We start from the raw sequence: 14,454 nt of genomic DNA, 5'->3' as shown, positions 1-14,454 counted from the left end.
CCACTTTTTGGTCAAACACGGGGGCACTGCCCAATGAGCTACAGCAAGATTCCGGCGGGCAAAGACCTGCCGAACGACATCTACGTCGCCATCGAGATCCCGGCCAACCACGCGCCGATCAAATACGAGATCGATAAGGACAGCGATACCCTGTTCGTCGACCGTTTCATGGCTACCCCGATGTTCTACCCAGCCAACTACGGCTTCATCCCGAACACCCTGGCGGACGACGGTGATCCACTGGACGTGCTGGTGGTTACCCCTTACCCGGTAGCCCCAGGTTCGGTTATCCGCGCCCGTCCAGTTGGCGTGCTGAACATGACTGACGACGGCGGCGGCGACGCCAAGGTCATCGCTGTTCCTCACGACAAGCTGTCGCAGCTGTACGTTGACGTGAAGGAATACACCGACCTGCCGGCCCTGCTGATCCAGCAAATCGAGCACTTCTTTGCTAATTACAAAGATCTCGAAAAGGGCAAGTGGGTCAAGATCGAAGGCTGGGATGGCGCCGACGCCGCCCGTGCTGCGATCACCAAATCGGTTGCTGCCTACAAGGGCTGATACCGATTGCACAAAAAACCCCGCCTCGGCGGGGTTTTTTATGGCCGGTGGAAGGCCTATGGGAACGGGGGCGCCCGCGAACACCCGCCGCGTTGAATGCATCGCGGGCCATTAGTGATGGTAATAGATCCTACGCAGTCCTACTCCAACGCCCTACAAACTGGTGTTTTTCACACAACTGCAATCAACATCCGGTTCATATCCTTGCCGGCACCCTGCCGTTACACTCGCCGCCATGAACACTTCCGGCGACCGCCTCAAAGTCCTGCTCCACGAATGTGGCCTGACCCCTTCTGATTTTGCCGCTCAACGCAGCATCACCCCCCAGCACGTCAACAACTGGTTCAACCGCGGTGTGCCCCTGGCCCGGCTGGACGAGCTGGCCGACCTATTCTGCGTGCATCGCCGCTGGTTACGCACGGGCGAGGGGCCTAAACACCCCAGCTCGATCCTGCGGAGCTGCCTGCCAGGGCGGGCGCCCGCCAACCCGCCCACGCCGCTGTCAGCGCAAGGCGGCCGGCTACTGAAAGTGCCCTTTTACGAACTGCAGAACGGCCTGCTGTCGCCAGTGCCCATCAAACACCTAAGCCTGCCCGAAAAGGCCCTGCAAAGCTTGGGGGTACAGGCCGAAAACGCCATCTGCCTAGCCATGCCCACCGGCAACATGGCCCCGCTGATCCCCCAGCAGGCCACCCTGGCCATCGACCTGGGCATGACTAAGGTGGTCGAGGGCGAAACCTATGCCCTACTGCACAACGGCGTGCTCAGGGTGAACAACCTCAGCGTCGGCGAGCACGGTACGCTGTACCTGCACAGCCACGACCGGCGCAGCTACGCGGTCGAGCGCTACACCGCGGCCCAGCGCCAGGCGCAAGGGCTTGAGGTTATCGGCTGGGTGTTCCACTGGTCACATTTCCGCCAGCAACGGCCAGGCTGAAACAACCTGTACCATTTTTTGCTGGGCATCTTGCGCTTGCCCTTGTATGCTACGCCGCACATTCAGCCCCGACCTGCGCATGCCGCGGTCCAGAGGGCTTGGCGATATCCCACACGGGCATCTGCCATCTCTTTCAGGCCCTTGATGGCCACACAGTTAAGGCGATTGCGGCTTACCATAAATTAGTCGGAAACGTCCCCGAGAAGCCGGCCACAAGCCGGCTTTTTAATTTCTTATGAAAAAATCCTTCACAACTATCAATGCCTGCATTGCGATGCGCTTTCCTAACTAACCGACGCCATGCATAAAAGCGCCAGAAAACCACCCCAACAAAGTGGATAGTTTTCGGGGCTCTATCTTCAAATGGCTAAAAATGGTGCCCACTTGGGTGGGCACCACTCCTACATCAAGCGTTGGCTCTACGGGTTTTCATCCACTGCCCTAACACTGTATCAGCATGACCTGCAATCCGTTGCACTAGGATCTGGCGTGCAGCATGATCATGCTCTCGATGAGCTTGCTCAACCAAAAGAGCCAACTCAACATGATCAGTAGAAGCTTTGTTGAACCGTGGCAGCTCCATGTGCTTGAAGATGTTACCAACCTGGATGGAGATGTTATGGCTTTCAACATACTCCTTCACAACTTGGGAATTAAGTAAACCACAGAGGAAATGGGCTTCCTGCTTATCATCAAAGGCCACAAAATAGACTTTGTGGTCAGGCACGTAAGGGCGCTCACCCTTAAAAGGTACCTCTGCCTTGCCGGCTACAGCAGCAGAAAACTGCCCGGACATTTCCGCCCAGATCACCTTCCAAGGTTTGAAAGTGAACTCGCCTACGTTGTAGACGGCGTAGTAAGGTGCACCAGGCATCCGGCCACGGTAAGTCGAGCGCTGAGACAAAACATCCTTGAAGGCGTTGAAGTATTGCTTTGTCCGCTTCAGATCCTGTACAACAACCTCAGCCGCTTCGTAATCGCCACGATTGATACCTGTATTGGGCACAAACGTAAAAAGCTCTTGGGCCGGCTTGAAATAGCAAGCCTCAAAGTCGCTCGCACCCTTGATCAAGGGGAAAAGCAAATCCGGTTCAATCCAAACTTTCTTCGCGTTGCCAATGTCCTTTTTTCCAGCCTCTGGCCTTGTCCTGATCTGAACCAATCCATTATCAGAACAATCCTCAATTGGAACGAAGTAAACACCATTAAGATCTGCTGTAATACCTTTGCGACCCAAGATCCACTCAGATTCACCAGACAGTTTGTTCACCACATCCCAGCGGCCAGGCTTTAAAATTGCCCACGGCGATCCTTCCCCCCCTACCGGCATAGCTTCCATATCCAGGATCGACACACGACCGAGAACATCGGTAAGAGATAGCGTAGGATCGACCGCCTTTCCGCCTCGTTTCCCCGCCTGCCATACCCGATAGTCAACCGGATAGGTTGGCGATTTTTTTGCCTTCTCAAAAACCACTACAGCAGTTTTGTTTGTCGCATCTGGAAACGGCTTGAGGGCTTGCAAATCGTCAACAAAAAGCGGCGACAACCAATCACTTTCGGTAATTTTAAAGTTCCTGAACCCTGACGATGATGGCGACTGGAATACAGTCTGGGTAATCACAAAAGCAAGCTTACCGCCTTTTTTTAGCCACTTATCTCCGGTTGTGTACGTAATGATGGCGGATATATCAAGCTCATTACCACCATGGAACTTAGTATTGGAGAAAATAGAATACTGCTCACAGGTAGGTTTGACCCGCTCCCGGTAAGCTTCTGGCAGCTTTGACCAGCGCACCCATGGTGGATTTCCGCATACCAGGTCAAAGTGCCCTGCCGTAGCCGACCAGAAGAAATTCCGCACGATACGGAACCAAATACCATTCCAATCTTGACGGTGGAGCCTTAGAACCTGGTCATAAGTCCCCTTCAAAGGCTTACGCCAAGCAGCCGCGTCAGCTGTGCTCAAAAGCTTGTATTTGACCAACAGGTCTTCGGCTCGGTCGAACTCCAGATTTTTTTCGACCGCCTCTCCCATGAGTTCGAAAACATCATCCAGACGCTTACGGTCGAACGCTAGCTGAGAAGGCAAACGGATATCCAGACGAGCCACTTGACTACCAATCTGATACGAAACCACATCTTCATCGTCGTTTGGGTCTCGTGCCGGGGAGTAGATGGCATCCGCTAGCAAAATCGGAACTTCAATTTGCTCTCCTTTGCAGATCCGCAATAGGTCCGCTATCTCCATCAGGTAGTTCACACGGGCTGTCTGTACTGCCAAGGGATTTAAATCGAACCCCCATACCGACTGGCAGAGCATTTCAACGGTCTGAGCGGCAGTCATTCCAGCCAATGCCGCAGCGTGTCGCTTACGCCGAATCATTTCAATAATGAAAGATCCTGAACCACAGGTAGGATCAAGCCCCCTAGTGCTCAACCAATCATCGACTTTCGCGCTAGACAGCGTGTGCTCTACCAACCAGTCAGGCGTGTAAAACTCCCCAAGGCACTTGCGCAATGTTTCAGGAACCAGCCCCTGGTAAAAATCGCGTAGCACATCTCGCGTGCGCTCAAGACGATCTGTACGATAGAGGGCGAGCTTGCCCAAAACGCCGCGCAAAGCATCTACGATTAGCTTTCTGAAAGTAGCGTCCTGACAGACATCCAGGTACCAGCTAAAGATGGCCTCTTCGATAAATCCTTTGATACCGGCTTCGGCAAAAATTTGACCTCGCTCAATGTCACTGCCGAGTGATTTGAGCAGCGCCTCATCACTCAAAAGGAATGCCATCTCCTGTGCCGGGCCCACCTTGGACGAGAGACCATGGGCGGATACAATCTCAGCCGCTAACAACTTGATAACCAACGAGTTGTAGCTATGAATCACAAACAGCCGACCCGCCATTTTGTATTCGGCGCCACCTCTCCAGACAAAACGCAATGATGCATCAATAGCGCTTTGCTGCTCGGTGGACAGATCAGCCACTTGACCATAGAGCGTACGCCATTCTTCGAATAGCATCTTGATCTTGTTGTTGCCTTCTAAAGCGAGGCTGGCAGCCAGCGCATCGGACATAGCCTGCATCAGAGCGATGCCTTTCTCGGCCCCCTGCCCAAAGTCTTCGATCAGGTTTTCAGTAATCACAGCGCGGCGGTAATTATTCTGAATAGCCTCCAGAACCAGCCCTACCACCTCCGGTGAAAATGGCAACAAATGCTGGGTGTGAATGCTGCCATCGACCACCTGAGCGAAGCAGACATGGTCGCCATCGATAGCAATACCGATGTACTCATCCTGTTGAAGCCCCTGTGCCTTGCCAGCACGGGTGATGTACTTGAGAAGACGATCTTCTGTCGCCTCCTTGAATTTCGGGCTGTCCTTGGAGCCATTGAAAAAGCCCGGCGCCTTAAATTCGATAATGACATTGTTGTAGCTGGCGTCCCGCTTCGCGCGCTCTGCATCAAAGTGGATCCCAAGCCCGTTCTCAAGGGCAGCAATCCAGGCCACCCTTACCTCTTCCTCATTGCTCCATGGGCGATTGCGCTTGGCCTGAATTGCATCAAATACCTTTTGAAACACGTTTTCTATCCCCAGCTGAGCGGTTGAGCGGGCAAACCTACGAAAAAAGCACCCAATGCAAGGGCCTCGCCCACGGATGCCATTCAAGAAAAACTCGCATTCTAACTCCGCTGGGGTGCCATCTGGGGTAAAGAATTGTGTTGAAACGCGGGTGTGAGGGCTGCCGAGAAGACTCGATAGCTGGACGCCATGATGGCCTCCAGCCTTCACGGTGTCGTGCAGCTCGGGCATATCGGGGGACGCACTAAAACAAAATACCAACCCGTCCAAAACAATACTCACGAACAAAGAGCGACGACCACAAGCCGGCTGTTTAATGCCGCCTGAAACGCCACCCGTTTGCCGACGCTGCGAGCCAGTAACCCGTTTCCTCCAGAAGCTGACTGAAAAGTAATGTAGCGCTCAGGGTGCTGACAGCGCAGTTGGCTAGCCTGCAATCCGTTGGCGCTTAAGCGAAATTTATCGACTGACTGGACGCAACGGCATGCAGAGCAAAACCACGAGACGATCCTTCGTCAAAGGCCTGGCCGCTACCGGGCTACTCGGCGGGCTGGGCATGTGGCGCGCGCCGGTTTGGGCCGTGACCAGCCCAGGCCAATTGAATGTGCTGAGTGGCACCGACGTCGATCTATACATCGGTGAGTTGCCAGTAAACATTACCGGCGCAGCACGTACGGCAATGGCAATCAACGGTTCTTTGCCCGGGCCTATTCTCCGGTGGCGCGAAGGCGACACTGTCACGCTGCGTGTGCGCAACCGTTTGAAACAAGACACCTCCCTCCATTGGCACGGCATTATCCTGCCGGCGAACATGGATGGAGTACCAGGCCTGAGCTTCCATGGCATCGCCCCCGACGGCATGTATGAGTACACGTTCACGGTCCATCAAAACGGTACTTACTGGTACCACAGCCATTCCGGTTTCCAGGAGCAGGTCGGGGTGTACGGCGCCCTGGTCATCGATGCAAAAGAGCCCGAGCCTTTCGCCTATGACCGCGACTACGTGGTGATGCTCAGTGACTGGACGGATGAAGATCCTGCCACGGTTCTATCCAAGCTCAAGAAGCAGTCTGACTATTACAACTTGCACAAACGCACGCTGGCCGATTTCGTCAACGACGTGAGTGAAATGGGTTGGTCTGCCGCTGTAGCGGATCGGAAGATGTGGGCTGAAATGAAAATGAGCCCCACCGATCTCGCCGACGTGAGTGGTTACACGTATACCTACCTGATGAATGGTCAGGCCCCCGACGGTAACTGGACGGGCCTGTTCAAACCTGGCGAGAAGCTCCGACTGCGCTTCATCAACGGCTCCGCGATGACATATTTCGATGTGCGAATTCCCGGCCTGAAGATGACGGTTGTCGCGGCCGATGGTCAGCACGTCAAGCCTGTTTCGGTCGACGAGTTCCGAATCGCCGTTGCCGAAACCTACGATGTCATTGTCGAGCCCGATACCGAGCAGGCTTACACCATTTTTGCGCAGTCGATGGATCGCACCGGATATTCCAGGGGCACCCTAGCTGTACGCGAAGGCTTGCAAGGCCCTGTTCCAGCGGTTGATCCACGCCCCCTCATTTCCATGAACGATATGGGTATGGACCACGGCAGCATGGCCGACCACAGCAAGATGGCCGGCATGGACCACGGCAGCATGGCTGGTATGAGCGGCATGACCATGCAGAGTCATCCAGACACTGAGACAAACAACCCCTTGGTCGATATGCAGACAATGTTACCGACGCCCAAGCTGAGCGATCCGGGCATTGGGCTCCGTAATAATGGCCGCCGTGTCCTGACATACGCCGACCTGCGCAGCACCTTCATCGACCCAGATGGCCGAGAGCCTGGCCGGACAATCGAGTTACACCTCACCGGCCATATGGAAAAGTTCGCCTGGTCGTTTGACGGGGTCAGGTTTTCCGATGCCGAGCCACTGCACCTCAAATATGGCGAGCGTCTGCGAATCACCCTGGTCAACGACACCATGATGACTCATCCCATCCACCTTCATGGCATGTGGAGCGACCTGGAGGATGAGCACGGCAACTTCATGGTTCGCAAGCACACGATCGACATGCCACCCGGCTCAAAACGAAGCTATCGCGTGACTGCAGATGCGTTGGGGCGTTGGGCCTATCACTGTCACCTCATGTTCCATATGGAAATGGGCATGTTCCGAGAAGTCCGCGTGGACGAATGAACTGGAGATTGAAGGCATGGACCATGACTCGATGAAAGGTATGGATCACAACAAAATGATGGAATCGCAGGGCAGCGAGAAACTCAAGGCAGGGAAAGATGGCCAATAGCTTGGCACCTCCATCGCTGCTGGTTTTGACCGCCTCACTCGGCCTGCTGGGTGCTGCGCCCTGCTTTGCCGCCGATGAGATGGATCACTCGGCGATGGGGCACGATGCCATGACTCTGGATTCTGCCCCGTCGCATGACTCGATGCCGGGCATGGACCACAGCAAGATGGCGCATGGGCCGATGGATCACTCGATGAACCACGGCTCAGCTAATACCCCACGGGCGGGCAGCCGCACCCCGATGCCCGTACTGACGGATGCAGACCGCAAAGCGGCCTTTCCCCTGTCGGACGGGCATCAGATGCACGACAGCGCAATCAACAGTCTCTTCTTGCTGGACCAACTTGAGTACCAGGACGCAGACGAAGGCAGCGCGCTGGCCTGGGATGCTTCTGGATGGATAGGCGGCGATATCAACCGCCTGTGGATCCGCTCCGAAGGGGAGCGCACCAACGGTGTCACCGAAGACGCCGAGCTCCAGCTCCTTTATGGCCGCTCTGTCAGCCCATGGTGGGATGTAGTCGCTGGGGTTCGCCAGGATTTCAAGCCTGAATCCCCACAGACCTGGGCGGCCTTGGGCATTCAAGGTATGGCGCTTTACGACTTCGAAGCCGAAGCCACTGCATTCATCGGGGAGAATGGCCAGACCGCCGCTCGCCTGGAAGGCGACTACGACATACTGCTGACCAATCGCCTGATCCTGCAACCAACCGCTGAGGCCAATTTCTATGGCAAGAATGATCCTGAGCGTGGTGTTGGTTCCGGCTTGGCCAACACCGAAGTTGGGTTGCGCTTACGGTATGAAATTGTTCGCCAGTTTGCCCCCTACATCGGTGTCAGCTGGAGCCGCTCTTATGGCAAAACCGCCGATTTCATCCGCGACGAGGGTGGTGATGGAGATGAAGCGCGCTTTGTCGCTGGCATCCGGATGTGGTTTTGAGCGCCTGATATCTTCCCTGGCAGCCGCCCCTCAGGCACCAAGGTGGGGTTTGTAGATCACCGCCCAAGGCCAGGGTGGCCAAGGGCGGTGAAAGCGCGCGGGGAGCCATGCGCCCGGTAATCCAGCGTTATCGTTTGTGCAGTTTCCAGGCATCGGCAAACGGCGCCGTGCCTTTATCGTAGGGTTTGAACAGCGCCATGTAGAGCACCCCCACGGCGATGACCACTGCTGCAGTGAGGAGAATGCCGTAGTTGCTATACCAAGGCGCTTCCGGCGAACGTGGCCATGACATGTTGATGATCGCCAGCACGCCATAGACCAGCGCCAGGATATTCACGACCCAACCCCAACGCCCCAAGGTGAATTGCCCTGCCGGTCTCCAGCCGCGAAGGCGTGCGAACAGCGCTGCCCCGACAATCATCTGGAACGACAGGTAGATACCGATAGCGGCGAAGCTCACGACGATCGCGATAGCGTTTTCCAGGTAGAAACCGGCACACACGATGGCTGCCGGGATCACACCGCAGGTGATCAATGCTGCAGTTGGCACTCGAGTGTTGGGCGAAAGGCGCTTAAGCAGCTTGCTGCCCATGACCATTTCGTCGCGGGCGAAGGAGTACAGCAAGCGACTGGCTGCTGCCTGCAAGCTCAGTACGCAGGAGATGAACGACACCGCGATCACCGCCGTCACGATGCGCCAGCCAATCGGCCCGAACGCATTGGCCATGATCGTGGCCATAGGGTCGGAGTCTTCGCCCGACAGCACCTTGGCAATGTCCGGCACCGCCAGGATCAGCGCCAAGGCGGCAAAAATGGCTGCACCCCCCCCAATGTAGATGGTCATGCGCATGGCCTTAGGTATGCGCTTGCTCGGGTTGGGTGTTTCTTCGGCAACATCGCCACACGCTTCAAAGCCGTAATACAGGAACATACCGGCTAGCGAAGCGGTCAGGAATGCCGGCCAGTAGCTGCCGTCAATGCTGATGTCGAAGGTATTGAACAACACCGAAAACGGCTGGTGACGCTCGAAGATCAGCAGGTAGCCACCGATCACGATTGCCCCCAGCAACTCGCAGATGAAACCGAACATGGCGACCTTGGCCAGCAGTTTGGTCCCGCTCAAATTCAGCAAGGTAGCCATCACGGTCAACGCCAGGGCGACGAATGTGTTGGTCACCGGGTTAGGTTCGAAGCCAAGCATGGCTGCGATGTAGGGCCCGGCGCCCAGCGACACGGCGGCGATGGTCACACACAGCGACACGGAATAAATCCAGCCCACCATCCAGGCCCAGCGTTTACCCACCAAGCGGCGAGCCCACGGATACACCCCGCCCGAAATCGGGAACTGTGAAACCACCTCACAGAAAATCAGGCATACCAGCATTTGTCCCAACCCCACCAGCAAGTAGGACCAAAACATAGGCGGCCCGCCAGCGGCCAGGCACAAGCCGAACAGCGTGTACACGCCGACGACCGGTGACAGGTAGGTGAAGCCCAACGCAAAGTTTTCCCACAGGCTCATGCTTCTTTCGAAGTTCGAGGTATAACCAAGCGCCTGCAGCTGGGCAGCATCGCTGTCCGCTACGCTAAATTCGGAGCTGTTCATTGTTTCACCCTGAGGACGATGTCCTGTCAGCAGTTATTTTTTTGCTTTTCTGACTTACAATTTGATCCAGGTCGCTTTCAATTCGGTGTACTTGTCGAACGCATGCAGCGACTTGTCACGGCCGTTGCCCGACTGTTTGAAGCCGCCGAACGGCGCGGTCATGTCGCCGCCATCGTACTGGTTGATCCATACACTGCCGGCGCGCAGCGCTTTGGCGGTCAAGTGCGCCTTGGAGATGTCGGCGGTCCATACTGCAGCGGCCAGGCCATACGGGCTGTCATTGGCGATAGCAATGGCGTGTTCCACAGTATCGAAGGTGATCACCGACAGTACCGGGCCAAAAATTTCTTCCTGAGCGATCTTCATGGCGTTGGTTACACCGTCGAAGATGGTCGGCTCGACATAGGTGCCGCCAGTTTCCTCCAGGGTGCGCTTGCCACCGATCACTAGTGTGGCGCCATCGTTGTGGCCGGCTTCGATGTAGGACAGCACGGTATTCATTTGCTGGTGGTCGACCAGGGCGCCGACATTGGTCTCGGGGTCCAGCGGGTTACCCGCCTTCCAGCCCTTGAGGGCCTCAACCACCATCGGCAGGAACTTGTCCTTGATGGATCGCTCGACCAGCAAGCGGGAGCCGGCGGTGCACACTTCGCCCTGGTTGAAGGCAATGGCGCCAGCTGCCGCTTCGGCTGCACCTTGCAAATCGGGTGCATCGGCGAAGACGATGTTCGGGCTCTTGCCGCCTGCCTCCAGCCAGACGCGCTTCATGTTCGACTCGCCAGCGTAGATCAACAGTTGCTTGGCAACCTTGGTCGACCCGGTGAACACCAAGGTATCCACGTCCATGTGCAGGGCCAAGGCTTTGCCGACGGTATGGCCGTAGCCTGGCAGCACGTTGAGCACACCGGCCGGGATGCCTGCATCGATTGCCAGTTGCGCGATGCGGATGGCGGTCAGCGGCGATTTTTCGGACGGCTTGAGCACAACCGAGTTGCCGGTCGCCAAGGCCGGGCCGAGCTTCCAGCAGGCCATCATCAGCGGGAAGTTCCAAGGCACGATGGCCGCGACGACGCCGACGGGCTCGCGGGTTACCAGGCCGAGTTGGTCGTGCGGGGTGGCTGCGACTTCATCGTAGACCTTATCGACGGCCTCGCCGCTCCAGCTCAGCGCTTGCGCCGCTTGAGGCACGTCGACGGCCAGCGAGTCGCTGATCGGCTTGCCCATGTCCAGCGTTTCCAGCAAGGCCAGTTCTTCAGCATGCTCCTCCAACAGGTTGGCAAAGCGAACCATGGCTTGCTTTCTGTCTGCCGGCGCCAACCGAGACCAGACGCCAGACTCGAACGTAGCACGGGCCACGGCAACAGCATGGTTTGCATCGGCCCCGGTACAGCTGGCAACTTTGGCCAGCAGCCGGCCGTCGACCGGGCTCAAGCAATCGAAGGTTTGCCCCTCAATGGCGTGGGTGTAGTCACCACCGATAAAAGCCCGCCCTTCGATCTTCAGGCCCTGCGCCCGAGCGTTCCACATGCTGAGTGTTGTATTTGTCATGAGCATTCCTCTGGTTTGGCTTGGCCGTTCAGCGCCCTGCACGGGCCCGCTGTAAACATTTAGAACAATATCTAATTGAAAATAGGCTGCCAAATATCATGTCGTTTTTATTCAAAAACGACATTTTCAGGTTTGAAATGCTCATGAAAATGGATTTTGACATCCATGCACGGCTGTATATGATTATTGAAATCTTGTTATGAATTTTTTGGTCCCTGAATGAATCAGTTGAGTAAAATGAGCCGCCTGTCGCTGCTGCAGGTGAGCCAGGAAGGGAAACCCGAAGAAATCGCCCGGCGGCTGGCAGAGGTCATCAAGCTAGGGTTGATCGGCGAGGGTGAACAATTACCCAGTGAATATGAGCTAGCCACCCATTTTGGGGTGGCTACCATTACCCTGCGCGATGCACTGGCGATCCTTCGTGAGCATGGCGTCGTCGACACCAAGCGCGGGCGCAATGGCGGCAGTTTTGTACTCCCCCCGCGGGAGGTTTCCGACGAGGTGCTCAAGGCTCGGTTGAGCACCATGAGCTCACTGGAGCTGCGTGACCTTTGCGATGAGCACATCGCGATATCCGCCACTGCTGCTGGCCTTGCCGCCCGGCGCGCGTCCCACGCCCACCATCAACGCCTGGCGCATTTCGTCACCGCCTTGCAGAACGCCACCACGCGCAGTGAGTTGCGAAGAGCCGATGCGCGATTTCACATCGAGATTGCCGTGGCGGCCCAATCGGTGCGCCTGACCCACGGCGAAATGCGGCTGCAGGCCGAAATAGGCGAATTACACTGGATCTCCATGAGCGAAACGCATAAAAACACCGTTATCGCCGAGCACCGGGCGATCCTGCAGGCCGTGGTGGCTGGCGAATTCAACCTGGCCACCGCCCTTACCGAAGCTCACGTCAAGCAAGCCATCAAACGCCTGATGGATATGCGTCTGGCACAGCTTCGACTGCAAGAGGGCGCGCTGTGATGCTTAACACCAAACGGGACGAAGAGATTCGCCAGTGTGTTTGCCGCCTGGAGGCGATTTTCGGCAAGGTATTCGAGCACCTCGACGCCTTGGCCGAACAGGTCGTGACGGTGTGGGATGCACTGACCGCTGAAGGCAACAAGCCGACGATCAAGGACCTGGGCTTCTTGCAGGCGACTATAAAAGAGCGGCTCGCGGACAACGACACGTATATCCATGGCACCGGCGTGGTCGTAGAGCCGGACGAACTGGCTGATCAGGAACTGTTCCTGGAGTGGTATTACCGCACCGCGAACGGGAAGATCGCGCCGATGGTGCTGAACTTCAACCACCAGAGTGAGACCTTCTACAACTACCAGAGCATGGCTTGGTTCACTCGCCCGAAACTGACCGGGCGCGCCTCGGTCGAAGGGCCCTTCGTCGACCTTTACGGCACCGAGCTGTACATATTGGCGTTTTCTGTTCCAATTTTTGCCAATGGGCATTTCGTCGGTGTCGCAGCAGCGGATGTTGCCCTGCATGAGTTCGACCAGTTGCTGAGCCGATGCTTGTTACATGTGCAAAACGAAGCGTTCGTGATCAACGGCGAGGGCCGTATTGTCGCGGCCAACTCCAGCAGATGGTGCGTAGGCGACCTGGCAGGCCGCCCTGCGGGTGCCAACTTGTATTCACTGCGCCCGCTATCGATCGACTGGACGCTAGTGGAGCTGCCTGCCCTGCAATGAGCCACACCGAACCTGCCCCTTCGCAGGCGAGCCCGCGAAGGGGCCGGCACAGCCCGCACACCTGTCAGCCCTTCACACACACCACCTGCCGCAAGGTATGCACCACCTCCACCAGTTCGCGCTGCGCGCGCATTACCGCATCGATGTCCTTGTAGGCCATCGGGATCTCGTCGATTACTTCCTTGTCCTTGCGGCACTCCACATGCGCCGTGGCCCGCCGCTGGTCGTCTACGGTAAAGCGGCTCTTGGCCTTGGTCCGGCTCATCACCCGGCCAGCGCCGTGGCTGCAGGAACAAAACGACTCTTCATTACCCAACCCACGCACGATGAAGCTCATGGCCCCCATTGACCCGGGAATGATGCCCAACTGCCCTTTCTGAGCCGACACCGCGCCTTTGCGGGTCACCAGCACTTCGCGGCCAAAATGCTGCTCGCGCTGCACATAATTGTGGTGGCAGTTCACCGCTTCCAGGCTGGCCTCGAACGGCTTGCCCAGCACTTTGCGCGCCGCACCGACCACCGCCTGCATCATCAGCTCGCGGTTGTGCCGGGCGTAGTCCTGCGCCCATTCCACCGCTTCGACGTAGTCGGCAAAATGGCGGCTGCCTTCCTCGAAATACGCCAGGTCCTGGTCCGGCAGGTTGGCGAGGTGCTGACGCATGTCGGCCTGGGCCAGCTCGATGAACAGGTTGCCAATGGCGTTGCCCACACCCCGAGAGCCGCTGTGCAACATGAACCAGACGCGATCGGCCTCGTCCAGGCACACCTCGATGAAGTGGTTGCCTCCGCCCAGCGTGCCCAGGTGATGGCGGTTGTTGGTCTTTTCTAACCGCGGGTACTTGCCGGTAATAGCCTTGAACCGCCCGGCCAGTTGGCCCCATGCCTTGTCCGCCTTGGCCGGCACATCGGCCCAGGCGCCCTGGTCACGCTTGCCAAAGGTTTTGCCATGCGGCACCGCCTGCTCGATGGCGCTGCGCAGGCCACGCAGGTTGTCTGGCAGGTCGCGGGCGTGCAGCGACGTCCGCGCGGCGATCATGCCACAGCCGATGTCCACACCCACCGCCGCAGGGATGATCGCACCCACGGTGGGGATTACGCTGCCGATGGTCGAGCCCTTGCCCAGGTGAACGTCTGGCATCACCGCCAGGTGCTTGAAGATGAACGGCATCCTGGCCGTGTTGAGCAATTGCCGGCGGGCGTCGTCCTCAACCGGTACGCCGTCGGTCCACAACTTGACCGGCTTGCCGCCGGCGACCTGAAGAATGTCCAT

The 14,454-nt window shown here is 57.2% G+C and carries 10 protein-coding genes; 6 read left to right on the top strand and 4 right to left on the bottom strand.

Features of this window, described 5'->3' with window-relative positions; genetic code table 11:
- Positions 1-33 precede the first annotated feature (33 nt).
- A complete protein-coding gene (gene ppa, locus DV532_RS02830; protein ID WP_016484715.1) occupies positions 34-561 on the top strand; it encodes an inorganic diphosphatase in 528 nt (175 codons plus the stop codon).
- A 235-nt stretch (positions 562-796) separates the two neighbouring features.
- Positions 797-1,498, top strand: coding sequence for an XRE family transcriptional regulator (locus DV532_RS02825; protein ID WP_056807047.1), 702 nt, complete (start codon positions 797-799; stop codon positions 1,496-1,498).
- A 406-nt stretch (positions 1,499-1,904) separates the two neighbouring features.
- On the opposite strand, the gene DV532_RS02820 is transcribed toward DV532_RS02825, so the two are convergent.
- Positions 1,905-5,081 (bottom strand): Eco57I restriction-modification methylase domain-containing protein, encoded by a 3,177-nt coding sequence (locus DV532_RS02820; protein WP_056807212.1) that lies wholly within the window; start codon positions 5,079-5,081, stop codon positions 1,905-1,907.
- A gap of 484 nt (positions 5,082-5,565) precedes the next feature.
- Here DV532_RS02820 and DV532_RS02815 point away from each other — a divergent pair, with 484 nt between their 5' ends.
- Complete coding sequence (locus tag DV532_RS02815) at positions 5,566-7,284, top strand: copper resistance system multicopper oxidase (RefSeq protein WP_056807044.1); 1,719 nt, start codon at positions 5,566-5,568, stop codon at positions 7,282-7,284.
- Between the two features lie 98 nt (positions 7,285-7,382).
- Positions 7,383-8,333: a copper resistance protein B gene (locus DV532_RS02805; protein ID WP_056807042.1), complete on the top strand. Its 951-nt coding sequence runs from the start codon at positions 7,383-7,385 to the stop codon at positions 8,331-8,333.
- Between the two features lie 127 nt (positions 8,334-8,460).
- Here the strand turns inward: DV532_RS02805 and DV532_RS02800 are convergent, their stop codons facing one another.
- Together DV532_RS02800 and DV532_RS02795 are read right to left on the bottom strand one after the other, a co-directional pair.
- Positions 8,461-9,939, bottom strand: a complete 1,479-nt coding sequence (locus DV532_RS02800; protein WP_056807038.1) for an APC family permease — start codon at positions 9,937-9,939, stop codon at positions 8,461-8,463.
- Positions 9,940-9,993: 54 nt separating this feature from the next.
- Positions 9,994-11,487, bottom strand: a complete 1,494-nt coding sequence (locus DV532_RS02795; protein WP_056807035.1) for an aldehyde dehydrogenase — start codon at positions 11,485-11,487, stop codon at positions 9,994-9,996.
- A gap of 219 nt (positions 11,488-11,706) precedes the next feature.
- Here DV532_RS02795 and DV532_RS02790 point away from each other — a divergent pair, with 219 nt between their 5' ends.
- Both DV532_RS02790 and DV532_RS02785 read left to right on the top strand, forming a co-directional pair.
- On the top strand, positions 11,707-12,459 hold the full coding sequence (locus DV532_RS02790; RefSeq protein WP_056807032.1) for a FadR/GntR family transcriptional regulator: 753 nt from the start codon (positions 11,707-11,709) through the stop codon (positions 12,457-12,459).
- The gene (locus DV532_RS02785; protein WP_056807028.1) at positions 12,459-13,184 is read left to right on the top strand and encodes a cache domain-containing protein; all 726 of its coding nucleotides are present in this window, start codon (positions 12,459-12,461) and stop codon (positions 13,182-13,184) included. The genes DV532_RS02790 and DV532_RS02785 overlap by 1 nt, the downstream gene beginning before the upstream one ends.
- Before the next feature lie 64 nt (positions 13,185-13,248).
- Here the strand turns inward: DV532_RS02785 and DV532_RS02780 are convergent, their stop codons facing one another.
- Complete coding sequence (locus tag DV532_RS02780) at positions 13,249-14,454, bottom strand: RtcB family protein (protein ID WP_056807024.1); 1,206 nt, start codon at positions 14,452-14,454, stop codon at positions 13,249-13,251.

The organism is Pseudomonas sp. Leaf58 (genome assembly GCF_003627215.1).
Classification (GTDB): domain Bacteria; phylum Pseudomonadota; class Gammaproteobacteria; order Pseudomonadales; family Pseudomonadaceae; genus Aquipseudomonas.
This window is presented reverse-complemented; position numbering and strand designations above follow the sequence as displayed.